24 protein-coding genes and 1 pseudogene are annotated in these 25710 nt (G+C 61.1%); 13 read left to right on the top strand and 12 right to left on the bottom strand.

Going from position 1 to position 25710, the window contains the following annotated elements:
* Positions 1–123: 123 nt before the first annotated feature.
* The 13 genes from AC0TNJ_RS13065 to AC0TNJ_RS13005 all read left to right on the top strand — a co-directional run bounded on the left by AC0TNJ_RS13065 (position 124) and on the right by AC0TNJ_RS13005 (position 14995).
* The gene (locus tag AC0TNJ_RS13065) at positions 124–2229 is read left to right on the top strand and encodes a hydantoinase/oxoprolinase family protein (RefSeq protein ID WP_473767942.1); all 2106 of its coding nucleotides are present in this window, start codon (positions 124–126) and stop codon (positions 2227–2229) included.
* Position 2230: 1 nt separating this feature from the next.
* On the top strand, positions 2231–4375 hold the full coding sequence (locus AC0TNJ_RS13060) for a hydantoinase B/oxoprolinase family protein (protein ID WP_473767943.1): 2145 nt from the start codon (positions 2231–2233) through the stop codon (positions 4373–4375).
* A 13-nt stretch (positions 4376–4388) separates the two neighbouring features.
* On the top strand, positions 4389–5150 hold the full coding sequence (locus tag AC0TNJ_RS13055; RefSeq protein ID WP_151572790.1) for an SDR family NAD(P)-dependent oxidoreductase: 762 nt from the start codon (positions 4389–4391) through the stop codon (positions 5148–5150).
* Positions 5151–5195: 45 nt separating this feature from the next.
* On the top strand, positions 5196–6650 hold the full coding sequence (locus AC0TNJ_RS13050) for an aldehyde dehydrogenase family protein (protein WP_473767944.1): 1455 nt from the start codon (positions 5196–5198) through the stop codon (positions 6648–6650).
* A gap of 57 nt (positions 6651–6707) precedes the next feature.
* Positions 6708–7496 (top strand): class II aldolase/adducin family protein, encoded by a 789-nt coding sequence (locus AC0TNJ_RS13045; protein WP_473767945.1) that lies wholly within the window; start codon positions 6708–6710, stop codon positions 7494–7496.
* A 17-nt stretch (positions 7497–7513) separates the two neighbouring features.
* A complete protein-coding gene (locus AC0TNJ_RS13040) occupies positions 7514–8617 on the top strand; it encodes a cupin domain-containing protein (RefSeq protein ID WP_473767946.1) in 1104 nt (367 codons plus the stop codon).
* Positions 8614–9219, top strand: a complete 606-nt coding sequence (locus AC0TNJ_RS13035) for a maleylpyruvate isomerase N-terminal domain-containing protein (RefSeq protein WP_473767947.1) — start codon at positions 8614–8616, stop codon at positions 9217–9219. The genes AC0TNJ_RS13040 and AC0TNJ_RS13035 overlap by 4 nt, the downstream gene beginning before the upstream one ends.
* Positions 9220–9278: 59 nt before the next feature.
* Positions 9279–9983, top strand: coding sequence for a fumarylacetoacetate hydrolase family protein (locus tag AC0TNJ_RS13030; protein WP_473767948.1), 705 nt, complete (start codon positions 9279–9281; stop codon positions 9981–9983).
* On the top strand, positions 9980–10624 hold the full coding sequence (maiA, locus tag AC0TNJ_RS13025) for a maleylacetoacetate isomerase (RefSeq protein ID WP_473767949.1): 645 nt from the start codon (positions 9980–9982) through the stop codon (positions 10622–10624). Before AC0TNJ_RS13030 ends, maiA begins: the two co-directional genes overlap by 4 nt.
* A gap of 51 nt (positions 10625–10675) precedes the next feature.
* Positions 10676–11887 (top strand): 3-hydroxybenzoate 6-monooxygenase, encoded by a 1212-nt coding sequence (locus tag AC0TNJ_RS13020; protein WP_473767950.1) that lies wholly within the window; start codon positions 10676–10678, stop codon positions 11885–11887.
* A gap of 260 nt (positions 11888–12147) precedes the next feature.
* Positions 12148–13128 (top strand): TRAP transporter substrate-binding protein DctP, encoded by a 981-nt coding sequence (gene dctP, locus AC0TNJ_RS13015; protein WP_473767951.1) that lies wholly within the window; start codon positions 12148–12150, stop codon positions 13126–13128.
* A 29-nt stretch (positions 13129–13157) separates the two neighbouring features.
* The gene (locus tag AC0TNJ_RS13010) at positions 13158–13682 is read left to right on the top strand and encodes a TRAP transporter small permease (protein ID WP_473767952.1); all 525 of its coding nucleotides are present in this window, start codon (positions 13158–13160) and stop codon (positions 13680–13682) included.
* On the top strand, positions 13682–14995 hold the full coding sequence (locus AC0TNJ_RS13005; RefSeq protein ID WP_473767953.1) for a TRAP transporter large permease: 1314 nt from the start codon (positions 13682–13684) through the stop codon (positions 14993–14995). Before AC0TNJ_RS13010 ends, AC0TNJ_RS13005 begins: the two co-directional genes overlap by 1 nt.
* Positions 14996–15150: 155 nt before the next feature.
* Here the strand turns inward: AC0TNJ_RS13005 and AC0TNJ_RS13000 are convergent, their stop codons facing one another.
* From AC0TNJ_RS13000 to AC0TNJ_RS12945, 12 genes and pseudogenes are all read right to left on the bottom strand, one after another.
* Positions 15151–15792, bottom strand: a complete 642-nt coding sequence (locus AC0TNJ_RS13000) for a trimeric intracellular cation channel family protein (protein ID WP_473767954.1) — start codon at positions 15790–15792, stop codon at positions 15151–15153.
* Positions 15793–16045: 253 nt separating this feature from the next.
* A pseudogene (locus tag AC0TNJ_RS12995) lies at positions 16046–16396 on the bottom strand (transposase); the annotation flags it as partial.
* Positions 16397–16768: 372 nt separating this feature from the next.
* Entirely contained in the window at positions 16769–17506 is a 738-nt protein-coding gene (locus tag AC0TNJ_RS12990; RefSeq protein WP_473767955.1) for a helix-turn-helix domain-containing protein, read from the bottom strand.
* Positions 17507–17780: 274 nt separating this feature from the next.
* Positions 17781–18053, bottom strand: coding sequence for an ABC transporter permease subunit (locus AC0TNJ_RS12985; protein ID WP_473771373.1), 273 nt, complete (start codon positions 18051–18053; stop codon positions 17781–17783).
* An 88-nt stretch (positions 18054–18141) separates the two neighbouring features.
* Positions 18142–18582 (bottom strand): CopG family transcriptional regulator, encoded by a 441-nt coding sequence (locus tag AC0TNJ_RS12980; RefSeq protein ID WP_473771372.1) that lies wholly within the window; start codon positions 18580–18582, stop codon positions 18142–18144.
* 9 nt (positions 18583–18591) lie between these two features.
* Entirely contained in the window at positions 18592–20592 is a 2001-nt protein-coding gene (locus tag AC0TNJ_RS12975) for a conjugal transfer protein TraG (RefSeq protein WP_473771371.1), read from the bottom strand.
* Positions 20593–20607: 15 nt separating this feature from the next.
* On the bottom strand, positions 20608–22392 hold the full coding sequence (locus AC0TNJ_RS12970; RefSeq protein ID WP_473771370.1) for a relaxase/mobilization nuclease domain-containing protein: 1785 nt from the start codon (positions 22390–22392) through the stop codon (positions 20608–20610).
* Positions 22393–22639: 247 nt separating this feature from the next.
* Positions 22640–23419: a lytic transglycosylase domain-containing protein gene (locus tag AC0TNJ_RS12965; RefSeq protein ID WP_473771369.1), complete on the bottom strand. Its 780-nt coding sequence runs from the start codon at positions 23417–23419 to the stop codon at positions 22640–22642.
* Positions 23420–23422: 3 nt separating this feature from the next.
* The gene (locus AC0TNJ_RS12960) at positions 23423–23761 is read right to left on the bottom strand and encodes a DUF736 domain-containing protein (RefSeq protein ID WP_473771368.1); all 339 of its coding nucleotides are present in this window, start codon (positions 23759–23761) and stop codon (positions 23423–23425) included.
* A gap of 70 nt (positions 23762–23831) precedes the next feature.
* Positions 23832–24380, bottom strand: coding sequence for a S26 family signal peptidase (locus tag AC0TNJ_RS12955; protein WP_473771367.1), 549 nt, complete (start codon positions 24378–24380; stop codon positions 23832–23834).
* Positions 24377–25147 carry a DNA-methyltransferase gene (locus AC0TNJ_RS12950; protein WP_473771366.1) on the bottom strand — a complete coding sequence of 257 codons (771 nt, stop codon included), beginning with the start codon at positions 25145–25147 and terminating at the stop codon, positions 24377–24379. The genes AC0TNJ_RS12955 and AC0TNJ_RS12950 overlap by 4 nt, the downstream gene beginning before the upstream one ends.
* A complete protein-coding gene (locus AC0TNJ_RS12945; protein ID WP_473771365.1) occupies positions 25144–25647 on the bottom strand; it encodes a DUF2840 domain-containing protein in 504 nt (167 codons plus the stop codon). Before AC0TNJ_RS12945 ends, AC0TNJ_RS12950 begins: the two co-directional genes overlap by 4 nt.
* Between the last annotated feature and the right edge of the window lie 63 nt (positions 25648–25710).

Genomic DNA, 25710 nt, shown 5'->3' with positions numbered 1-25710 from the left:
GATACTATCCTCCTTAACCGCGGTTCCACAGATTCCGCGGACGCATTCGCCGAAGACTGATGAGGCTGTGCCGTATGGCGCGGGGGATTCGGCGGAGTGCGCAGCCAATTCGGGAGGAGCGGAATGTTTCTGGGAGTGGATATCGGAGGGACGTTCACGGACCTCGTCATGCTGGACGAGAACGGCGACCTGGTGACAACGAAGGCCCTATCGACGCCCGGCGAACTGGAAGTCGGTGTCTTCAATGCAGTCGAAGATGCGGCCCGGCAGCGGGGCATGTCGGGCGAGGAGCTCTTGGCCAAGGTCACCGCATTTGGCCACGGCACGACACAGGCGACCAATGCCGTCATTGAGCGGGATGGTGCGCGGACTGGCCTGATTGCCACGCGCGGTTTCGGCGACACGCTGGCAATCCAGCGGTTGATGGGATTTACTGCTGGCGTTCCGGTTGACCGGCTCGGCTGGTACTCGCGGCGGCGTTATCCGCAACCGATCGTGCCACGGCAGTTGGTGCGAGAGGTGCGCGAGCGCGTCGATCATGCCGGCACGATCCTGGTGCCGCTCGATGAGGACGAAGTCCGCACAGCGGTCCGTTCGCTCGTTGCAGAGGGCGTACAGACGTTCGCAGTTGCCTTTCTGTGGGCGTTTCGTAACCCCGAGCACGAACGGGTTGTCGCGCGGATCATTCGCGAGGAAGCACCGGGAGCCTATGTCAGCCTTTCGAGCGAGATTGCGCCGGTTCTCGGCGAATATGAGCGGACCGCAACCGCTGCACTTAATTCCTATCTCGCGCCGAAAGTCGTCTCCTATCTTGACGGTATCGAGCAGATGCTGCGCCGCAAGGGTTTCAAGGGAGCCTTTTCAATCCTGAATTCGGCCGGCGGCGTCATGCCTGTTGCCGAAGCGTCCCGGCGACCGGTCACCCTCGTCACATCAGGACCGACCGGCGGTGTCATGGGTTCGGTTCATCTCGCCAAGAAGCTCGGCTACCGCAATCTCATCACCACGGACATGGGTGGCACCTCGTTCGACGTCGCCATTGTCGTCGACGACAAGCCGTTGATGTCGACCAACCACGAAGCTGGCGGATTCCATATCGCAACTCCGATGATCGAGGTGCGGGCCATCGGCGCTGGAGGTGGTTCCATCGCGCGCGTCATCGACGGCCAACTCCGCGTGGGTCCCGATAGCGCCAGCGCATGGCCGGGCCCTGCTTGCTATGGTCGTGGCGGCACGTTGCCGACCGTCACTGATGCCGATGTCGTTCTTGGCGTTATCGATCCCGAGACCTTCCTCGGCGGCAAGATGAAGCTTGATCGCGTGGCCGCTCTCACCGCGATTGAGACGTACATCGCCAAACCCCTCGGCCTTTCCGTCGAAGAGGCGGCCGCCGGCATTCGCCGGATCGTCGACTCGCAGATGGCCGATACATTACGCGAGGTGACGATCGGCCGCGGATTCGATCCGCGGGACTTCGTGATCTTTGCCTATGGTGGCGCGGGCCCCGTGCACTGCGCGGGCTACGGCGCGGAGCTTGGCGTGTCGAAAATGGTGGTGCCCGTCACATCGATGGCGCACTCCGCCTATGGGGCGCTAGCTGCCGATTTGCAGTTTTCCACCGAACGGGCGCTTCTCATGCGCGGCGGTGGGGGTTCTCGACCGCTTGGCGAAGGGCTGGAAGCCGGCCGTATCGCCGCAACCCTCGCGGAACTTGAAATCGAGTGCCTCGAAGCCATGAGCCGGGCCGGTGTCACGGCGTCGGATGTCAGCCTGGTGCGCACAGCGGACCTGCGCTACCGGCGACAGACCAATGATCTGATCATTCCGTTGGACGACGGCGCCGTCACCGACGCTGCGATCGCAAGCCTCGTCGACAGCTTCGAACAGACCTATGAGCAGACCTACGGCAAAGGCTCGGCGTTCCGTGAAGCAGGGATAGAGTTGACGAATATCCGCATTGAAGCTTTCGGCAAGACGCGCCGTCCGGAAATTGCCCTGCGAACGCCGACCGAGGCGCCGACGGCGGGCAGACGCTCGATCTTTGAGCCGGTGGTCGGGCGCCGCATGGATTGCGCCGTCTACAACTGGCGTGACCTACCCACGGGGTTCACCGTGGAGGGACCAGCCGTCATCGAGCATCCCGAAACCTCGGTCTTCGTAGCGGCGAGCCAGGTCGCGCAGCTCGACAGCCATTCCAACATCACCATCGAGCAGCGGGAGGAGATCTGACATGGCCGCGACCGACAAGAACACCATCGATCCGATCACTTTCGAGGTCGTGCGCAACAAACTCCAGGCGATCACCGAAGAGCAGGCAATCACCCTGAAGTCTGTTTCCGGCTCGCCCGTTGTCACTGAGGCGACGGACTTCAACAACGGGCTCTACCTTGCCGACGGTTCGATCGTGACGATGGGACCACAGGTTCTTTTCCATACCGGGACGATGTCCTCGGTGATCCGCTCGATAAACGAGAACTTCTCGGAAAACCCCGGGATTGGCGAAGGGGATATGTTCATCCTCAACGACCCCTATCGCGGTGCGATTCACCAGCCGGATGTTTCCATCGTCGCGCCGGTCTTCCACAATGGCCGGCATGTCGCCTGGGCAGGCTCCTGCGCTCACCAGCTCGACGTCGGCGGGATGAGCTTCGGCTCCTGGGCGATCGGCGCCACCGAGATCCAGCAGGAAGCGATGCTGCTGCCTGGTATCCGGATCGTCGAAGGCGGCGTCCTGCGCCAGGACCTCTGGCAGATGATCATGGGGATGACACGCTTGCCCCATGTGCTCGGCCTCGACCTCAAGGCAATGATCGCGGCCAACAACGTTGCCGTGCGCCGGCTTGTCGAACTGATGGACCGCTATGGCGGTGATGTCGTCGACTCCATCATGCGCGAGGAGATCGCCAGCTCCGAGCGGCAGGTACGGCAGGTGCTGTCGTCCCTACCCGACGGCGTGTTCCGCGCCCGCGATTACATTGAGCACGATGGCCACGACAACGTGCTCTACCAGGTTTGCGTGACGGCCACCAAGAAAGGCGACCGGCTCACTCTCGACATGACCGGGACCTCGCCGCAGGCGCCGGGTTTCATCAACTGCACCGCCTCCGGCATGCGTGGGGCAGCGTTGACCGGACTCCTGCCCATTCTCGCGCCGCGTATCCGCTGGAACGAGGGCATCATGCGGGCCGTCGACTTCGTCGCACCCGAAGGCATTCTGTGCAACGCGACATGGCCGGCTCCGATTTCCTCGGGAACGATTTCGACGGCTTGGATCGTGCAGAACGTCGTGGTCGCGGCCCTGTCACGCATGGTCGCCTGCTCGCCGGAGCACCGCAATGAAGGCCAGGCGGTGACCAAGGGCCATATGATGGTGATGACGCTCGCAGGCAAGGACCGTGACGGTGCCCTATTCGGCACGTTCCTGCTTGACTCGACGGCCGGCGGCGGCGGTGCATTTCCGGACCACGACGGCCTCGACGGTTCTGGCGACTATTGTGTCCCGCGCCCCGCCATCGCCAATGTCGAGGCGAACGAAGGCAATGGACCGTTTCTTTACCTGTTCCGTTCCTTTGTTCGCGATACTGGCGGGCCGGGCCGACAGCGAGGTGGTGCGGGCACAGCCCTTGCCATCGTTCCCTATGGCACGGACGGATTGCAGGCGATGATGCTCGGCCATGGCGTCGAAGTTCCCAATTCGGCCGGTCAGTTCGGTGGCTTGCCGGGCGCGTGCGGTCGCAATGTCCTGCTTCGTGACGCCGGTGATCCGGCGACAATTGCCAGCCTTGCCGGAAACATCGCAGAGCTTCTGGATGCGGGCGTCGAACACCTGGGGCCGAAGCCGGGTCGGATGGGACTCAGCCAGCGCGACGTGCTCGGATACGCCTTCCAAGGCGGTGGTGGCTACGGCGACCCCCTGAAACGTGATCCAGCCGCGGTGCTGGCAGATGTCCTGAACGGTCATGTGAGCATCGAGGCTGCGCGTGAGCAATATGGCGTAATCATCGTGAACGATCAGGTTGCCGCTTCCGAAACTGAGGCTGAGCGCCATGCGATCCGGACCCGACGGCTTGGCGGCGACGCACCGCGAAGGCTTGCGAGTGCGGGCGAGATGCAGGCCGCGAACGGCAGGTTCAGGTGTGGCTGCGGCTGCGATCTCGGCCCTACCGACGAAAACTGGAAGGTGCGGGCGCGTTGCTATCGCGTGGAGCCCTCGTCCTATGGCCAGCACATTCGCACCCACGCGGATCTGGAACTGCGCGAACATGTCTGCACCGACTGCGGCTCCCTGCTTGAAGCCGAAACCGTGCGCAAGGGGGAGGCGTCACTCGTCACATGCCTGCTCGACATAACCGACAAAACTGACGCTGCGGCCTGACTGGGAGAAAGTTATGAATCGTTATCCTGAAAACGGCGCTGTTGTCGTCACCGGTGCGGCGCAGGGGATCGGCCGGCGGCTGGCGCTGAGCCTGGTGGCCGAGGGCGTCGATGTCCTGATCGCCGACTGGAATGCCGAAAAGGGCGAGGCCGTCGCGGTTGAGGCGTCACCTGGCACCGGTCGCCGGCTCTTCGTTCGAACGGATGTCGCCAGCGAGGAGAGCTGCCGCGCCACCATTCAAGCGGCCACGGACGCCTTTGGCGGCGTCTTCGGCCTGGTGAACAATGCCTCCATCTTTTCGACGCTTGAAATGCGTCCCTTCTGGGACATCCCAAGTGAAGAATGGGACCGCGTGCAGGCTGTCAACCTGAAGGGCGTATTCAATATGACGCGCGCGGCTCGCGAGGCCCTGGTGGCTTCCGGTGAAGGATCGGTCGTCAATATTGCGTCCTCGACCATTCATTTCGGACGGCCGAACTACGCCCACTATGTCTCGTCAAAAGCTGGCGTCATGGGCCTGTCCCGGGCAATGGCGCGCGAACTGGGCGCCTTCGGCGTGCGTGTCAATACGCTGACGCCGGGCCCAACGTTTACCGAAGTGGAGCGGGCAACCGTCACACCGGCGCAGAAGGAAGCGATGATCGAGCAACAGTGCCTCAAACGGGCCGGCGGCCCGGATGACATTGCGGACGCTATTGCATTTCTGCTCTCGCGACAGGCGCGCTGGGTGACCGGCCAGCTTCTGAATGTCGATGGCGGCATGATCACACACTGACGATCCGATGGCGCCCGGCGCCACACATTAACAGGAAACATTGTCATGGCTTACGTGACCGCATCCGATCGTATGCTGATCGGTGGCGAGCTGGTGCACGGCTCGACCGGGGAATTCGACGACTCCATCAATCCCGCGACCGAGGAAATCATCGGCCGCTCTCCGCGCGGCACACGCGACGACGTCGCCCGTGCAGTTGCGGCAGCGGAAGCCGCGTGGCCCACTTGGGCCGCGTTGACACCCGCAGAACGCGGGGGGCGCCTGCGAGCCTTCGGCGCAGCACTGAAAGCGCGGGCAGAAGAGATACTCCAAGTCGAAGTTGCAGATACCGGCAACACCATCACGCCGATGCGCGGCGATGTCGGCATGGCTGTGGAGAGCTTGGATTATTATGCAGGCCTCATCCATGAATTGAAGGGCGAGACCATTCCGGCAACCGCCGAGAACCTGCATCTCACGCTACGCGAGCCTTATGGAGTTGTCGCCCGGATCGCGCCGTTCAATCATCCGCTGATGTTTGCTGTCGCCCGCACCGCCGCGGCACTTGCCGCCGGCAATGCTGTCATTGTCAAACCGCCGGAAACCAGCCCTCTCTCTGCCCTCGTCCTGGCGGAAGTTGCGCGCGAGGCGTTGCCACCCGGCGTGTTTAACGTTCTGACAGGAACTGGCGCCACTGTTGGAGACGCGATTGTGCGCCATCCCGATATCAAGCGCATCGCTTTCATTGGCTCTCCTGTGACCGGGCGTGCGATCCAGCGGGCAGCCGCCGAGGTCGCGGTCAAGCACGTCACGTTGGAACTGGGTGGCAAGAACCCGCTGATCGCGTTTCCGGACATGGATCCCGACGTGATCGCCGCCGCCGCCGTTCGGGGCATGAACTTTACTTGGCAGGGGCAGTCCTGCGGTTCGACCAGCCGCCTTCTGTTGCACGAGGATATTCACGATGCCGTGCTGGCGCGCGTGGTCGAACGCGTTGCAGCACTGAAGGTCGGCGACCCCGCCGATCCGGCCTCCGATATGGGACCGCTGAACTCCCGTGTGCAGTACGACAAGGTGCTGTCCTTCTTCGAAACAGCCCGTCACGACGGTTCGCGACTGATGACCGGAGGCAAGCGACCTGCAGGGCGCGGCTTCGAAAAGGGTTTCTGGGTCGAGCCGACGGTCTATGCCGACATCAAGCCCGGCATGCGGCTCTGGCAGGAAGAGGTCTTCGGTCCGATTCTGTCGGTCGGTCGCTGGAAGACTACGGAAGAGGCCGTCGCGCTCGCCAACAGCACGGAATACGGCCTGACGGGCGCCGTCTGGACCAACGACATCAAAAACGCGCTCAACGTCGCGCGCCGCGTGCGTTCAGGTCATATGTGGATCAACGGCTGCTCCAACCATTTCCTCGGCGTTCCCTTCGGCGGAATGAAAAATTCCGGCGTCGGTCGCGAAGAGGGCATCGAGGAGATGCTGTCCTACACCGAAGCGAAGACGATCAACATCATGCTCGGCTGATCGGCCGGGCCGGAAAGAAGTCGATCTGTTTTCATAGACTTGCCAAGGATTACGCTCATGTGTTCGCCTGACAATCCGCATCAGCCCATCGCCGTCGCGATTACCGACACTGCCGAGGCGGCGCCACCACCATCCCCACAACTGATCGAGGACCTGGTCGCGGCCAACCATATCCTTTTCGATCAAGGCGTGGTTGATGGCTTCGGCCATGTCAGCGTCCGTCATGACAAGCGGCCGGACCGGTTCCTGCTTGCCCGCAACATGGCGCCGGGCCGTGTGAGCCGAGAGGATATCGTCGAATTCACGCTCGATGGCGATGCGGTCGACGCTGCTGGCCGCAAGGTCTATCTCGAACGCTTTATCCACGGCGAAATCTACCGTCGCCGGCCTGACGTCAAGGCCGTGGTGCACAGCCATTCCCACGCCATTGTACCGTTCAGCATCGCCAAGAACTTCCGCATGAAGGCCGTGTTCCACATGGCCGGTTTCGTCGGTCAGAATGTGCCGGTCTACGAGATCCGTGAGGCGGGCGGCGACGCGACCGACCTGCTTGTCAGTAACAACCATCTCGGGCGCGCGCTCGCCGAGAAGTTCGATGCCAGCGATATCGTGCTGATGCGCGGCCATGGTTCCACCGTCGTCGCCGACAGCATCCAGCGCGCGGTCTATCGGGCAATCTATGCTGAACTCAATGCCCGCTACCTGATGGATGCCAGCAAGCTCGGTGAGGTCGTCTATCTCACCGAGGGGGAATGCCGCGCGGCAGCCGAGAACATCGAAGCGCAGGTTCATCGGCCCTGGGACCTCTGGGTCGAGCAGGCCCGTGCCCGGCGCTCAGGCCGGTGAACAGGAGGAGGAACATCATGACGATGAAGGATCACGCGGCGGTCAAGAACGCCATGCAGCCGGACGATACGCCGGAACTGCGCAAACTCTATGCGGGCTTCGAACGCGAGCATCTGAAACCCCTATGGACGCAGCTCGGGAATCTCATGCCGATGCACCCCAAACCGAGGGCCGTGCCGCATGTTTGGAAATGGGCCAACCTTTATCCGCTGGCAAAGCGCTCCGGCGATCTTGTGCCCGTTGGACGCGGCGGCGAAAGACGAGCGCTCGGACTGGCAAACCCTGGCCTCGATGGCAACGCCTATGTGAGCCCGACGCTCTGGGCGGCGATCCAGTATCTCGGGCCGCGGGAAACCGCACCCGAACATCGTCATGCCCAGAATGCTTTCCGTTTCGTGGTGGAAGGCGAAGGAGTCTGGACAGTGGTGAATGGCGACCCTGTTCGCATGAGTCGCGGTGATTTCCTGCTCACGCCGGGATGGCATTTCCATGGGCATCACAACGACACCGACCAGCCGATGGCCTGGATCGACGGGTTGGATATTCCCTTTTCCTACCAGAACGATGTCGGCTTCTTCGAGTTCGGTTCTGAGCGGGTGACGGACTATGCGACGCCGCGTTTCTCGCGCGGCGAGCGCCTGTGGTGCCATCCAGGTCTGCGTCCGCTGTCCGGCTTGCAGAACACCGTCAGCTCGCCGATCGGCGCCTACCGCTGGGAGAACACGGACAGGGCGCTGACCGAGCAGCTCCTTCTGGAGGATGAAGGCCAGCCCGCTACGGTCGGACAGGGCCATGCCGCCATACGCTTCGTCAATCCAACGACCGGCGGCGACGTCATGCCGACCATTCGCGCCGAGTTTCACCGGCTGAGGGCGGGCGCGCAGACGCCACCGCGCCGCGAGGTGGGATCTTCTGTCTTTCAGGTGTTCGACGGTCGCGGCTCGGTTGTGCTCGGCGGCATGGAACACCAGCTGGATATTGGTGATCTGTTCGTCGTGCCTTCCTGGACACCCTGGTTCTTGCAGGCCGAAACGCGGTTCGATCTCTTCCGCTTTTCCGATGCACCGATCATGGAACGCCTGCATTTCGACCGCGTGTTCATTGAGGAAGAACCGAGATGAGCGCGAAAGAGCGGCCGCAAGACGAGCGGGAGGCGCTCGCCGCGCTCCGGGTTCGGCAAGGCAAGGGCGCACGGTATGATTCAGCCGCCGCCCCGGCTTCTGACCTTCTCCTGGCGCGAAGGGGAGCGGCCTATTTCGCCCGCAAGCTTAACGAACTCGACGACGTGGCGCTCGACGGCAGTTCGTCCCTGAGCGGGATCGGTCGTCGGTTGATTGTCGCTCGTGTCGGGTACGAGGCCCGAGCGATGGCGCGTATCGCAGAAGCCGCGCGCGAAGGACGCGGGGAGGAAAGTCTTGGTGACCCCGAACAGGAGCCCGACGACGAGGTGCTGGGCGCCTGCCTTCCGGCCCACGCGTTGCGCTACCTCTTCGAGCATTCCCAGGCGCATCTCAATGTCGAATGGCGTGATCTGACAGATGCGGCATGGGACCGTTCGGTCGTTTCGCTGACGGGCCGCCGGGTGACGCCGAGGCAGATGGTTCGCGAACGCGCCGTCACGCTTTGGCTCAGTGCCGTGGCTCTCGGAAATGGCGGCCGATTAAGCGACGTCCCGGGCGAGATCCACTCAACGAGCATCAGTACGAACCATCAACCGAGCTAACCACGCCTCGGCAGGCAATTCCATGGCGCCGCGCGGGCGCCTCAGACAGGAGAACATCAATGACGTCCCGCAAACTGTTTCCGTCTCCGGCGTTTCCCTCCATCGCTGTCCTTGGAGAAGAGGCAACCTATCCCGTTCATCGCATATTCTGTGTCGGCCGCAACTATGCAGAGCATGCCAAAGAAATGGGGGTGGAGGTCGACCGCGAGGCGCCTTTCTACTTTCTGAAGTCGCCGCTATCGACCGTGAGCAGCGGGCTGACTTTACCTTATCCACCGGGCACCGCAAATTTTCACTATGAGATGGAACTGGTGGTCGCCATCGGCAGGCCAGCCTTCCGCCTCCGCCCGGACGAGACTGAGCCTGCCATCTACGGCTATGCCGCCGGGCTCGACATGACGCGCCGCGATCTGCAGCTTGATGCGCGCGCCAAGGGGCGACCGTGGGATTTAGGCAAGGACTTCGAACAGTCGGCGGTGGTGTCGGACATCGTCAAGGCAACCGACTTCGGCGTTGTTGGAGAACAACGCATCCGCCTTGACGTGGATGGCGCGACTCGCCAGGACGCGCGTCTTTCCGATCTCGTCTGGTCTGTGCCCGAAATCATCGCGCACCTGTCGGGCTTCTACCATCTTGATGCCGGCGACCTCATCTTCACGGGTACACCTGCGGGGGTTGGAGCCGTTATGCCGGGCAATGTCGTCGTCGGGGAAATCGACGGTCTTCCCCCAGTGTCCCTGACGATCGGGGAGGCCGAAGCGTGATTCTGCACGGCTATTTTCGCAGTTCGGCAGCCTATCGTTGCCGCATCGCCTGTAACCTAAAAGGCGTTTCCTACGATACCGTCTCCGTCCATCTGCGGCGGGATGGCGGTGAACAGAAGGCGCCAGCTTACCGAACGCTCAATCCTCAAGCCCTCGTGCCGACCCTTGAGGTCGACGGTGCGGTTCTCACGCAATCGCTTGCGATTGTCGAATGGCTGGATGAAACGGTTCCCGAGCCACCGCTCCTGCCGGCGGATTCGATTGGCCGCGCCCAAGTCCGAGCCTTCGCGCTGGCGATCGCCTGCGATATCCATCCGCTGCAAAATCTGCGGGTGCTGGATTACCTGAGGACAGAACTCAATCAACCGCAGGAAGCACTCGACGCCTGGTGTCGCCGATGGATCGGCGACGGGCTTGCCGCTTGCGAAGCTCTGCTGACGAAGGCAGATCGTTCCGGGCCTTTTGCTTTTGGAGCGCGCCCGGGCCTCGCGGACATCTGCCTCGTCCCGCAACTCTATTCCGCAAACCGCTTCGGTGTCGACCTCTCGGCCATGCCGCGCCTCATCGAAATCGGACGTGCCTGCGATGCGCTACCGGCCTTTGCGTCCGCACATCCGTCCCGTCAATCCGACAGCGAATGAAAGAGAATTTTGCCCGTTGCGAAGGCACGGGCTGCTTGTGGAGGAAATACCATGTCCGAACAGCTTCCCATCATCATCGCCGGAGGTGGCATTGGCGGCCTTGCAGCAGCCCTCGGCCTCGCCCGCAAGGGGTATCGTTCCATAGTTCTGGAGAAGGCGCCACAACTTGGCGAAATCGGCGCAGGTATTCAGCTTGGGCCAAATGCCTTCCACGCTTTCGACTATCTCGGCGTCGGCGACATGGCGCGGCGCATGGCCGTATACATCGACAGCTTGCGCTTCATGGATGCAATGACCGGTGAAGAAGTCACCCGTATCCCGCTCGACGATACATTTCGCACACGCTTTGGAAACCCCTACGCAGTCGTCCATCGTGGCGAACTCTTCGGCGTCTTTCTGCGAGCGTGCCAGGAAAACCCGTTGATTGAGCTACGCACCGGGTCCGAGGTGAAGACCTATGATCAGGATGGCTCCAGTGTCACAGCATTTTTGGCCAATGGTGAAGCAGTTGTCGGTAGGGCTCTGATTGGGGCCGATGGACTCTGGTCGAACATACGCCGCAAGCTTGTCGGTGATGGCGCCCCTCGTGTTTCGGGGCATACCACTTATCGTTCCGTCATTCCGATCGAGGACATGCCCGAGGACCTGCGTTGGAACGCGGCAACCCTTTGGGCTGGGCCCAAATGCCATATTGTGCACTATCCCCTTTCCGGTTGGAAGACCTTCAATCTGGTGGTGACCTATCATAACGACGCAGCTGAACCCGTCGCGGGCCTGCCGGTCACGAAGGAAGAGGTTGCAAAGGGTTTCGCGCATGTGGCTCCGGTCGCTCGCCAGGTCATCGAGCGCGGCAAAGACTGGAAACTCTGGGTTCTTTGTGACCGGGATCCCGTGTCAAATTGGGTTGATGAGCGGGTTGCTCTGCTGGGTGATGCGGCACATCCGATGCTGCAATATTTTGCCCAGGGAGCGTGCATGGCCATGGAGGACGCCGTCTGCCTTGCGGCAGAGTTGGAGGAAAACGAAGGGAGCATCGAAGCCGCTCTGCTAGCCTATAACTCGAAGCGAGCACTTCGAACGGCGCGCGTTCAGCTTCAATCACGTGAGATTGGTCAACACATCTATCATCCCTCTGGCGCCCATGCGCGGCTTCGCAATGCGATGATGCGCGCGAAAACCGCTGAGGACTGGCATGATTCAGTTGCCTGGCTTTACGGAACGACAGGTCTCGACGGAGCTATCTCGTCAGAGATTATGAAGTAGTTGCACTGCTCGCCCGGCCGTTTTGACTTCACTGTCTTGCCCGAAACATCCAGCTGCCGAGGAGACCGCGTGAATATCTCCAGATTGTTCCGGGCATTTGTGATGAGATCATTTGTTGCACTTGAGGAGTTCGTGGATTCTACGCTCACTCATAGCTCCCAGGATATGCGTCGAAGGGGATAATATATTTTTCTTCTAGGCGTGAGCAGCTTATTCGTTGCGGTACGGCTGGAGGATAAGGCCGACAAGGGAGGAAACCAATGCGTCATCTATTGTGCGCCGGAATAGCGCTCGCAATGTTGTCATCTCTTTCCGCTGCAACGCGTGCGGAAGGGGTCGTGCTTCGCGCCATCTCGGCATTTCCCGCGAATCTCGAGTTTACCAAGCAATTCAAGGCATTTATCGATCGCGTGAACGAGAACGGCGAGGGCGTCGTCTCGATCCAGCTCGTGGGCGGCCCTGAAGTGATACCGCCACAACAACAGGATACGGCCCTGCGCAACGGGGTCTTTGATATCCAGATGGGGCCTGCATCCTATTACAACGGCACAGTGCCAGAGGCGGATGCGCTTTTCGGCGCCACGATCGGTCCCGTGGAGGCGCGCAGTAACGGAGCGACGGCACTCTTGAACCGCATATGGCGCAAGAAGTTGAATACCGAATTCATTGGCTGGCAAAGCGGCAATATCCCTTTTTACATCTACCTCGTCGATAAACCGAAATTTGCCGATAATGGAGCCCTCGATCTTACCGGCATTCAGATGCGCTCGACACCTGCATACCGCGAATGGTTTGAGAGCCTGGGGGCCAATAATGTCATGCTGCAAACCTCGGACATGTTCACGGCTCTCGAGCGGGGAGTCGTGAAGGGGCTTGGTTGGCCCGCGATCAGCTTCACCGACATCGGCGTTCACAAGTTTCTAAAATACCGTGTCGCGCCCCCGGTATGGCAACTTGATCTCGTCATCATGATGAACTCTGCGAAGTGGGATGGGCTGTCCGACGAAGCGAGAAACATTATCACTACTGCAGCGATCGAGCACGAGAAACAAACCCAGAAGGATTTCGCTGCCATCGCCGAGAAGGAGCTGCAAATTCTGCACGATGCGGGCCTGGGAACCGTTGACGTGCCTGATCCCGCTATGCACCGGAAGTCTGCACATGACCTTGTCTGGAAGCGGTTGGAGGAACGAGACGCGACCAATGCCGCCGCTTTGAAAGAGAAGTTATATCAAGAATAGACCGGCATCAGGGCGGAGGAAAAATTGTCATGTCCATAATTCTGCGAAGTGTGACGAAGGTGTATGACTGGCTTGTGTATTCCATGGCATGGCTTGCTGGAGGAGTCATTGTCGCGACGTTCATGGCGATCATCGTCGACGTAGTGTTGCGCAATGCCGGTGTAAAGGCACCAGCCTGGACAAGCGCTTTCTCCGAATATGCCATGCTGATAGCCGCTATGGCCGCCGCCCCGCTCGTCATCCGTGAGCGTGGTCATGTCTGGGTTGAGATCATCGCCACCGTTACTGGGCCGCGTTTACAGCGGATACTCGGTTTGATAGCTGTTCTGCTTTGCATTGCAATCTCGTTGGTGATGGCCTGGTACGCCACAGTAATGGCGTTCGATGCCGGCATGCGCGGAGAGGTCGATATTCGTTCTGTCATTATGCCGCGATGGTTCCTGTATTCGGTGCTCGCGGTCGGCTTCACCTTGTGCGCGACAGAATTTGCGAGATTCCTCATCCGAGGCGAAGATATGTACGTCCGGTCATCCGAGTTGCAGGAGGGCTTGTGATGGCATGGTACGAAGCTGGGGGCCTTCTCGTCGGGATAATCCTCGTTTTGATGGCTATACGGATGCCGGTGGCGATGGCATTTCTCGCGGCAAATCTGGTCGCAGCCCTCATCTTTATTGGCGGCGAGGTCGCAATTATGCAACTCGTCGCGAACGCAACAACATCCGTAACCACGTTCACGCTTGTGCCAGTCCCGCTTTTCCTCCTGATGGGGGAACTGTTCTTTCATACTGGTGTGGCTTTGCGCGTGTTTGACGCAATTGATCGACTATTGGGGCGGATTCCCGGACGGCTTTCCTATTTGACGGTGGGAGGCGGGACATTGTTTGCGGCGCTGTCAGGTTCGAGCATAGCCAACATTGCGATGCTCGGATCGACACTCTTGCCGCAGATGCAGGCTCGTCGCTACAAACCAGTTTTGTCGATGGGGCCAATTATCGCAACTGGCGGTCTCGCCATCATGATCCCTCCATCGGCGCTTGGCGTTCTGCTCGGAAGCATCGCCCAGATCGACATCGGCAAGCTCTTGATCGCCGGTATCGTGCCCGGGCTGCTGTTGGCGTCGGCTTATGTCGCTATCATTGCCTATTCCACATGGCGTGATCCGGAGGCCGCGCCGCGCTACGCGGTCGAGCCCTTGTCACTCGGTGCGAAGCTGCGTCTCGCGGCGACCAATGTGCTGCCGATGGCGGGCGTCATCTTTATGGTAGTCGGGCTGATCATTCTTGGTATCGCGACACCGTCGGAAGCTGCTGCCTTTGGTGTCCTGGGTGTCCTGGTCCTGGCAATCATCTTCCGATCACTGACATGGAAAAGCGTGCGCAAATCTGTATTAGGCACGGTGCGGGTCACCGGTATGGTGTTCCTCATCATCGTAGGTGCATCTACCTTCAGCCAGATGCTCGCCCTCTCGGGCGCTTCGAGCGGACTGATCGGGTGGGTGACGACGCTTTCTTTCCATCCACTGTGGGTTTTGGCCGGCATGCTGTTGATCGTTCTTTTGCTGGGTATGCTCATGGAATCCGTCTCGATCATCATGCTGGTTGCTCCGATCTTCTTTCCGTTGGCGGCCGGACTTGGCTATGATTCCGTCTGGCTGGCAATCCTGATACTCCTGATGTTGGAGATCAGTCTGGCGACCCCTCCATTCGGTATCGGTCTGTTTGTTCTGGCAGGCGTTGCGCCCCGCGATGTCACTCTTTCAACAATTGTGCGAGCATCATTGCCCTATATAGCTGCGGCGGTGCTGATCGCCTGCCTTCTTGTGGCCGTTCCCGAATTGGTGACGTTCCTGCCGGGCCTCATGGGTTGATGCACCTGGGTGCATCCTGCGCTGATGACCGCTGCGGCTTCCATGCAAGGCAAGATGTGGTGTTCTATGCCATCGGGTGGTCGCCAAGCCGAAGCGAAGGCGGCCCCCATTTTGCCAAGTCTGACGTTGCCACATGAAAAAGTCAGCGGTTCCCCCTAGTGCAGGTCACGATCGTAGACGAATTTCGGCATGCTCCAGTCGAAGCGCAAAGCGAGCAGCCGCAAAATCAATCCGGTTGCCATTGCTGCAAGCATGACGCCATCGTGATTGAAACCAACGGACAGCCCTAGGACATAAATGCCGCCTGCCACAACCGAAACAGTGGCATAGAGCTCGCTCCGGAACAGCAATGGAATATCGGCGCACAGGACATCGCGAAGCACACCACCTACGCATCCGGTAATCATACCGGACGCGATGACGATCAGGATTGGAAGATCCAGCGCCAGCGCCACATTGCAACCGATCACCGTGAAAACGACAAGTCCGATCGCGTCGAGCAGCAGGAATAGCTTACGCAGATGATGAACGAAACGAGCGATGACGATTGTCGCGAGCGCCGCCCCGCCAGTGATTAGCAGGTAGGACGGATGTTCAACCCATGACAACGGATGATGACCCAGAAGGACATCGCGGGCAGAGCCGCCCCCAAGGGCGGTCACGCAACCGAGCAGGCACACACCTACCCAGTCCATGCTGCGACGCCCAGCGGCAAGCGCCGCCGTCATCGCCTCCGCGACAATTGCGATCAAGTAAAGCGAATGCATGAGAAATGGCAGCTCTGCAGATAGATTCATGGCGAGTTCCCTGGCCCCCAATTATCCGGAGAGATGCTCAAGGCAACGCAGGCTCCAGAAAACGACGATTGATAAATATGCGAGACTATGACCTGTCTAAAAAGGATTGTCTCGCATTCAGTTATCACACGGGTTGCGGGTGCAGTACTGCAAGAGTTGACAGTGTTGCAGGATGGAATGCACGAATAACAGTTGCATTTCTATATATGTCGGCGCGCGCACCGCGATTTCAGGGTGATCAACGCTCCTGTCATGCTAAGCAGGCTGATAACACTCTGTTTTTTGAGCCGGATGCGATTTCGAGGGCTTCCTTGAGGATTTCACCTTCCATCGTCTTCTTGCCCAACAGGCGTTGCAACTCCTTCACCTGGTTCTGGAGCGCCCGGTATTCGGAAGCCGGAACAACCTCCTCTTCGGCGGCCGTCGCCGTCAGGGCACCTTGGGACGCTAACTTGCGCCAGGCGAACAACTGCTGCGGCTGTGTGCCATGACCACGGGCCACGATACCCACCGTCGCGTCCGCCTCGTAGGTTTCCTGGATAATGGCCAGCTTCTCCGCAGTGCTCCAGCGCCGCCGCCGTTCAGGCCCGGAAAGGACCTGCATCTTCTGGTGGTGATAGTCATAATACCAACATTACTCCTAACACTTAACAAGTGGGAGATCGTGGCCGGGGATTTAAGGGGCCGCTACAACCGCCGTATACATTATCTATTGAGACCCTCTACGAACCAGATTGGGCGCACCACGCGATGTTCCTTTGAAACATGCAATAGTCCATGGGTCCTTAAAGGAATCCGTCGAAAACGTCGGAGCTTTAGTTCAATGAGTTCACAACTGTGCATGGAAAGTAACTCGGTTGTAATTGCTTCGCCGTAATAACAACCGGCCTCAATTCCAGAAAATCCATTCCTGAAAGAGCCAAGTCGTGCAACATCTCGTTGCTGATGATGGTTCGGAGCCGTTGATAATACGGGTTTACTTACGCAAACTGTCCCGCCTTATCTGGCCCGGCGTTATCAGCCATTTATGATGCATGGTCGCGGTCATATGGCTCTGGCTGGAAAATCCGGTCAACTTCGCCACGTTGCCAAGCGGGATGTCGGTGTTCGACGCCAGTCGTTCAACCTCTCGCAGCCGCAGGCTCAGAACGAATTCGTGCGGTGCCTGACCTACGCTTTGGCGGAAGGCGCGGGTAAAATGGCTTGGAGAGAAACCGGCAACCTCTGCCAGATTGGCCAGGCTGATTTTCTCGGCAATATGGGCATTAATATAATCAGTCACCCGCGACATAATCTTTGGAGGAAAGCCGCCTTGCCTGCGCGGGACGCGTTGCTGTCCGATCTTGGAATAGCTGCGCAACAGATGCGTGGCGAAAACGGTGATAAGCGAATCCACATAGAGCTCATTCACAGCGTTGTGCCGCGCTCGCCTGAACTCGCTCTCGAGCATCTTGGCCAGCCGTAATGCAGTGTGATCGACATGGCCCGGCTGAAGGAGCTCCAGATCGATAGTGTCGTTGTCGAACTCGGCGATCGCCAACTGCTGCACCCGCTCCGGTGACAAGGCGAACAGAAAATTCTCCTTTGGAGTTTCCCACCCTGCGAATAGCTCTGATTGCGCCGGCACAAGTTCAAGAGTTCCAGCTGTCGCGCTGAACTTCTTGCGGCTATCGCTATTGAGTCCAACAATCCGACGCGGCTGTGGGCTCAACATGACGATGGCAAAATGGCTCGGAGCTATGAACGAAATAGCATTTGGCCCGGTTCGTGTCCGCGTGACACTTCCCGCCGGCGAGTGAAGCTTTGGCCCCCACACGTCTGGTACCATGCTAAGCATATTCATCCACTACCATCAGCTACCCTCCCCAATCTCGATTATGGTGCCAACAGCTTGCTTCCACCCCACCGAGTATCGTTACGTAGTTGTATACACGAAAAATACGATAAATGCATTCAACTTAATTGCACCGCAGCCCGGATTTCGCGATTTATCTGTTCTCCCATTCGACCAGAAAGCCGACCATTGCGCCCACCAATGGCGCCACAACGAACCCGGTCCAGAAACTATCGCCCGCCAGTTGAACAGCGGCAACCGAATAAGCACGGGTCGTGACGAACTCGCCATGGGTGAGATTGATCACCCCGAACAGGCCATAGATGACCGCCAAACCGATGGCGATCAACATCACGATGCTGACAAGTGTCAGGCTGTTCAGCTGTAAGCTGACAACAATCTCCTTGCTATTGTTCCGCTTGCCCATTTTTTGAGCTTTTCGCGCGGTTCAGGGTGGACGGCGACTTGTTTGCCTCAGTGGCGTAGTCGGCGGATGATCAACGCGCAGGTAGCTCCTACGGCCTATTGTGTTGAATCGCCGTATCGTCCGGACTTCCTGCGGCATCCTCCGGGATATCCTTCAAAAAGCTTCGGCCGGACTGCAGATGCTTGCCGAGCGTGTCGACGAATCCCTCGAATCGCTCTCGGCCCTTGGCTTGGGCTGCGGAATAGGCTTCGGGCGCTATGGGCGGGGTGACGGTGAGCCAGAAGCGCACGAACAGCGCAAGTGTTTCGGCCGAGATGCCGAGATCCCGCTCGATCCGGGCGACCTGTCGGGAAAGCCGGTCGAGGCGTCTGGCAAGTGCTGCCTCCTGCATCTGGGAATTGTCGGGCGAGAAAAAGGATTCGAGCGCCGCCTCGACAATTGAAGAGCGCGTTATTTTCTTGCGTGCGGCAAGTTCGGTCACCTGATCGATAAGGGCAACTGGCAGGGAGGCGTTGAGACGATCGCGCATGGCCGTTCCTTACAGTTCGATACCGTCATCGGGATTGAGGGAAGCCTGGCGGGCGATACCGCCCATCTGGCGGCGTATCGCCTGTCGCTGGCGGGCGTTGTCCTCCTGATCATCGTCGAGCATGATCCTGAACTCGTTTTCGGGAGCGGGTTCGGTCTTCTCGTGGACGATCTCGACATGGTCGGGGAGTTCGGGCTCACGCCGCAGGCTGGAATTGGCCTTGTCCTCCTTCTTCTTCCTGGCCTCTTCGGCGGCAGCGATCAGTGTTTCGTCCGGTTTGACCGGCTTGAGCACCGACCAGCCATCCGGCCGTGCGGTGACGACGAGTTTTGCGGGATCTGGCGGTGGCAGAATGCGTTCACTGAGACGCTGATCTTCAAAATACCGCGCCTTCTTCGCCCGGATCGGCGGCGTGCCGGCCACCATGACGATCTCGTCGTCGGGCGGAAGCTGCATGATCTCGCCGGGCGTCAGGAGCTGTCGGGCGGTCTCGGAGCGTGAGACCATGATGTGCCCCAGCCAGGGCGCAAGCCGGCTGCCGGCATAGTTCTGCATAGCCTTCATCTCGGTTGCTGTGCCAAGAGCATCGGAGACACGCTTTGCCGTGCGCTCGTCATTGGTGGCAAAGCTGACACGCACATGGCAGTTGTCGAGGATGGCGTTGTTCTGGCCGTAGGCCTTTTCAATCTGGTTGAGTGACTGGGCGATTAGGAAGCTCTTGATACCGTAGCCAGCCATGAAGGCCAGCGCGCTCTCGAAGAAGTCGAGCCGGCCGAGCGCCGGAAACTCGTCGAGCAGCATCAGGACGCGATGTTTGCGCTTTTTCGTATGGAGGTCCTCGGTCAGTCGGCGGCCGATCTGGTTGAGCACGAGGCGAATGAGCGGCTTGGTGCGGGAGATGTCGGATGGCGGCACCACGAGATAGAGTGTGGAAGGCTTTGCGTCGGCAATCAGGTCCTCGATGCGCCAGTCGCAGCGCGCGGTGACGGCCGCAACGACAGGATCGCGATAGAGGCCGAGAAAGCTCATGGCGGTCGAGAGCACACCGGAACGCTCGTTGTCGGATTTGTTCAGGAGCTCGCGGGCGGTCGAGGCGACCACGGGGTGCGGGCCGGCCTCGCCCAGATGCCGGGTGGCCATCATTCCATCCAGCGTTGCTTCGATCGTGCGACGGGGATCGGAAAGAAAGGCCGCGACACCGGCAAGCGTCTTGTCTTTCTCGGCATAGAGGACGTGGAGGATGGCGCCAACCAGGAGCGAATGGCTGGTCTTTTCCCAGTGGTTGCGCCTTTCGAGTGAGCCCTCGGGATCGACCAGCACATCGGCGATGTTCTGGACGTCGCGAACCTCCCATTCGCCGCGCCGCACTTCGAGCAGCGGATTATAGGCGGCCGATGCCGCATTGGTCGGATCGAACAGGAGCACGCGCCCATGCCTGCCGCGGAAGCCCGCCGTAAGCTCCCAGTTCTCGCCCTTGATGTCGTGGACGATGGCCGAGCCGGGCCAGGTCAGCAACGAGGGCACCACGAGGCCGACACCCTTGCCCGATCGGGTCGGCGCAAAGCACAGCACATGCTCCGGCCCGTCATGGCGCAGATAATCCCGGTCGAGCTTTCCGAGCACAACGCCGTCGGGGCCGAGCAGCCCGGCCTTTTCGATCTCGGGCCGCTCTGCCCATCGCGCCGAACCATAGGTATCGATATCGGCCGCCTCGCGGGCACGCATCACCGACATAGTGATGGCGATGCCGATTGCAAGGAACCCGCCCGAGGCCGCGATGATGCCGCCCTCGGCGAAGATGCGCGGGGCATAGGCGTCGAAAAAATACCACCACCAGAAGATCGCCGGTGGATAATAGACCGGCCAGCCCATCACCTCGAACCAGGCCGGGCCGAGCTGAGGCTGGAAGCCGAGCCGCCAGGCCACCCATTGCGTGCCTGACCAGACCGAGATGAGCACAATCAGGAAGACGATGGAGATCTGGCCCCAGAGGATTTTCGTGCCGGACATGAGAGGTTCCTTTCGTCAAAGGCCGAGATCGCGTTTGCGTCCCAGCGACCATTCGATGCCGCCGCCGGATTTCGCGACGCCGGTAATGTGCTGGCCGAGTTTGTCGTCGATCTCGCGTGACCAGGGCACGAGCTGGAAGCCCAGCCCGCCATCAGGACCGCGTCCCTCGATCATGGCGAAGCGCCCTGAGGTAAGCGTGATCTGGCGACTGTAGGTGCCGGATACGTATTCGCCGGCCTGCGCCGTCACATGCGGCATTCCGGTCTCGGCCGAAAGTTCAGCACCGACGGCATCGAGTTCGCGGCGGCGGAGGGTGCTCAGCAGATTTCGCTGCAGGACAATGCGCTGCCCGTCACGCCTGGCAAGGCCTTCGTCAGCGAGGTGCTCGGCACGGGCGTCCATGGCCTCGCGAACCTCCTTTCCGAAACCGCCGGTGGCGAGCGGCATGGGTTCACGCTCGACCAACCGGTGATCGAGCCACGTCGCGCCGGGTGCGGTGATCTGCTCGTTCAGATCGAGATGCGAACGGTTGGCGAGGATCAGGGTTGGACGTGGATCGTCCGGCCCGCCGAAGCGCCGGACTTCGACGATGCCGCCAAGATCGGGCGCGTGTTCGAACGCCTCGATGCCGCGCAGGCGAACATGATGGGCACGGCCATCGGTGCTGTCGATCACGGCATAGGCTTCGCCGGTCAGCTCGTCATGGAGCCCCTTGTCGATGAGCCGTCCGATAATCGGTGGTCCCTCGCGCGCCGCATCGATCACGAAGTCCGCGGCGCCGCGCTCGGCTCCGCGTTCGGCGAAGGCACGGTGCATGGTCTTGATGATGTCGCCGCGGGCACCCTGATCGCGCAATGTGCGTTCGGCTCCGGGCTCCACAAACCATTCGTTCATGCCCGCGTCGGTCGCGAGGCCAGCCTTTTCGAGATGGCGCAGCCGCGCGATCATCAGCCTGCGGATTTCGGGATCGTCGGGGCCTTTCACCTCGGGCCGCAGATCGATGTAGCCCAGTTCGTTGGCTTGCCGGGTGATCTCACGATCAAGCCGGGTCCAGCGGTCTTGGTCAACCTCTCGTGCGATGCCTGCACGGATCTCGTGTTCGGGCTTGGGGCCGAGCTCGAGATCGACCAGATCGCAGGCGCGGGAGACAAGGCCGCGACTGATGTAGTCGCGGGAGATAACTAGGTCGGCTCCCGTTTCGTCGACCCCGCGCACCAGGAGGTGAACATGGGGATTGTCGGTGTTCCAGTGATCGACGGCCACCCAGTCGAGCTTTGTGCCGAGATCGGCCTCCATCTGCTTGACCAGATCGCGGGTGAAGCCCTTGAGGTCGTCCATGTCGGCGGCGTCTTCGGGCGAGAAGATGAAGCGGAAGTGATGCCGGTCCTCTTCGCAGCGCCGGGCAAAACCGAGATCGTCGGCGCGATCGGTCTCGGCGTCGAACATGATCCCGCGCTCGCCGTCCCGGCTGACGCCCTCGCGCTTGAGATAGGCGAGATGCGCCGCCATCGGCGCTGCACGGAAGGCGCGGCCTTTGTGGCGGGCGATGCGGGCCTTGACGATGACGCGGCGGCTGGATGCGAACAATCGTGAGCGGCCGAACTTGCTGTGACCGCGCCCGAAGGTGGATGGGGCGGAACCGGATGAACAGCCCGAAGAGCGCGATGCGCCTGGAGAACGGGTGTGGCCTGCCTTCTGGGCGGCGCGTAGCACCTGGTTGACGAAGCTTTTGGCCTGCGGCGCGCGGGTGCACCGCGGCTTGCCAAGGCGGATGCGGAATTCGCGCTCGCTGTCGGTCATCGCCGAGCACCTCGCGCAGCCCGGCTGGCTCCTGCCACGCCGAGTCCTTGAATTCCTTCCCCAAAATCGTGCTTCTTGCACGCGACCAACCCGCCTGCCACGCAAAAGCCGAGCCTCGCCAGAGGCTTAGGGCGTTCGTGGCAGGCGCTTTTAACTTGCCCTACCGTTCGCACTATCGCTAACGCTGCCCTTCCTGCCGCACCTCCTTTCCGGCATTGCGCCACGATGCGAGGTTGCACGCTGCGTCTCATGGCCGGGCTCCCTGGGAAGTCCGCGCCGGAAACAGGGCGTCCGGTTGTGCGGGCACGAGCGGATTGTGGTGCGATGTCGATGCCACCAGTGTGCCGCTCACGTGACGCTCGCCGTGCAAGCCGGGCGCAGTTTCCGGGCTGCTGGCGGACACCGCGAAGAGGCCGGCTTCGCGCCAGTCGGTGACCGATGGCGAAGCATTTGCGAGATTATAAGGAAGCAGTTCCCCGCCGAGAAGAGGGACGAGTGCCGCGATATAAGCACGGGTTTCTGCTGGCAAGTCGCGGCCGGTCGAAACATATTCGTCGTAGCGCGCCGGCCCGGCATTATAGGCAGCGAGCATCGCGCCGATATTGCCGTATCGGTCGAGCATCTCGCGCAGATAGGCGGTGCCCGCGAGGATGTTGTCTCGCGGCGCAAACGGGTCGCTGCCGAAGCCGTAACGCAAGCGCAGTTCCGTCCACGTGTCGGGCATGACCTGCATCAGACCCATGGCACCGGCCGAGGATACGGCGGAGCGGTCGCCGACGCTTTCCGTCTGCATGACGGCGCGAATCCAGTGCTCGGGAATCGAGAAGCGCTCTGCGGCTTCCGTCACATGGGCCGCAAGCGGATCGCCTGTCGTTTGCAGGACGGATGGTGGGTTCTGTGCTCTCGCGGCCGCCGCCGATGTGGCGGCGAGGAAAAGGCCGGAAAGGAGAAGGAACGCAATGCGCCGGGCGGCGTGATGCCGCCCGAACATACGCGCCTGATGATGCCCGATGCAAGGCAGTGGCATCGCTCAGTCCTTTCCATCGCCTTTGGGGGGCCGGTTCCAGTGCAGTGACCAAGAGACGGCGTCGCTGCCATTCTGGAACAGGTTGGCGCGGATCGGATGCTGAAGGGACGGATCGTCGAGCAGCACCGAGAGATACTCGCCGGCTTTCTCGCCGGTGCGGGTCCATGCCGCGCCGATCTCCGGCCCGTCACCGTCGCCGCCGAGGTAGACGCGGTGGTTGGGCGCGTTCTCGACCTCCAATGGCTCGGCTGGAAGAATTGCGATTGTCCGGTCGAGGAAGAGCGTTTGGAGACGGCCGGAAAAGCCGAAACTCTCGCGGGTGAATTCGCCGATCTGTGGCATGGGTCTGGTCCTTTCTGTTGCGGTGACGGTGACGGCCGGCAAGCGGAGCGCCGGCCGACGGACGGGGCGCTTACCGCGTTGACGCCCGCCATTGGAAGCGCCCGTCGCCGTTCTCTTCGGTCCAGACCGGCGTGACGCGGGCGGTGATGGAGGAAAGCGGCAATGGTCCGAAATATCGGCCGTCGAGGCTGTCGGGAGCGTCCCAGTTCATCAGGAACACTTCGCCTTCGGCGAGTGTGCGGCAACCTTGCCAGGAAGGCAGGTCGCGATCGAAGCGGTCACGCGCCTGCGCTTCGCCATAGGCGTGATCGTAGGCAATGATCGTTGCCGCGTGGCGGCAGACCTTTGTGCCGGAAAGTGCGAGCACGCGTTTGATGAGCGGCACACCGCGCGGCAGGTAGCCGCGCGTGTCGAGGAAGATGGCGAGGTCGTCGGGCGGCAGCACCGCGACCAGATCGCCGACCTCGATCTCTGTCGCCGGGGTGACTGCGTGGAGCCCGATCGGCACGCTGGCCGATGCGTTCCAGATGAGCCGTGGCGCATGCCCGGTCCATGCCGGCAGCGCGATGAGCGCTGCACCGGCGAGCATCGCGCCCAGTGTGGCCTTGCGCGCGGTCATGGCTTGTCCCCGGCTGGCTCACGGCGCGCGGGGCCTCCGCCGTGCAGCGGCAGGACGGCGGCGATGCGCGCACGCGCAAGCGCAGCCATGTCGGCATCGAGCTCGCAGCCGATATAGTGCCGGCCGGACAGCCGGCACGCTTCTCCCGCGGCGCCCGATCCGGCAAACCAGTCGCCAACAAGGCCGCCTTCAGGACAGCTTGTCCGGATCAGGATTTCGAGGAGCGATGTCGGTTTCTCGGTCGGATGAATGGCGCGGCCGTGCGCATTGCGGATGTAGATGACCGATCGCATGATGCGCGGACCGCCGTCTTGGCTGATGTAATAGCCAGCGTCTATATGGCCGGTATGGGGAGGACGGCGTTTGCGGCGAACGGTGCGGGCGACCGCATCAGGAGTGGTCTGCACATCGTTGTAAATGTCGCGCCATGGCGTCTCGGCGCGATAGAACTGGACGGCCAGCTCATGCACGCGCTTGAAGCGGTCGGCGTGGAAACCGGAGCCATTCTGCCTCTCCCAGACGATTTCCTGTGCGTAGCGAAGACCTGCATCGGCAAAGCGGTCGGCCGTGGCCATGAAGCAGCGCAGCGAGCCGAAAACCCAGAGCGATCCGGTGCGGCCGAGGGCTGCCCGCGCAAGCGGCAGCCATCCTTCGACGCCCCGATCCCATGCAAGCGATGTGTCGCCATAAGGCGGATCGGCGATGATCATGCCGAAGGGACCGTGCGCGGGCATAAGCTCTCGGCAATCGCCGGCGAGGATCGTCATGACTGAATCCTCCGCCGTTTGAGCCAGGCGTTGTGCTGCGCAAGCGTATAGGCGTGCGGCTCCAGACCGACGGTCAGGCGATTGTGGACATGGCGCCAGTGATCGGGCGCAACATCAGCCGGATCGAGGCCGAGCGCCTCGATGGCGTCGATCGCCTGGAGAACCTTTTCCACCTGCGGCCAGCCGTCGAGGCGAAGCAGGATGTCGCCGCCGCGCCGCACGAAAGGCAGCGTCTGGTAGGCTTCCCCGGGTTCGACGACGCGCACGATGTCGATGCGCGAAAGCACCGTGCCATAGCCGTTCGAGGCCCAACGGACGAAGGCGAAGACGTGGCCGGGAGCGAAGCTGGCGATACGGCGAGCATAATCGATCCGTTGCTCGGCGACTTGATGACCGAAGCGCAGCCAGTGTTCGATCCGGCCTTCGCGCCAGGTGAGCTCCACATGAGTGAGATGGGGCGCGGCCTTGTATGCGGCGCGCACGTCGGCGGGCGGCCTCATGGCTTTGATCCTGTCGATTTGATGTTCAGCGCGTGCCGTGTCGACGGCGTTTGGCAGGCCAAT

Source organism: Ochrobactrum sp. PL_is483 (genome assembly GCF_055816855.1).
This window is presented reverse-complemented; position numbering and strand designations above follow the sequence as displayed.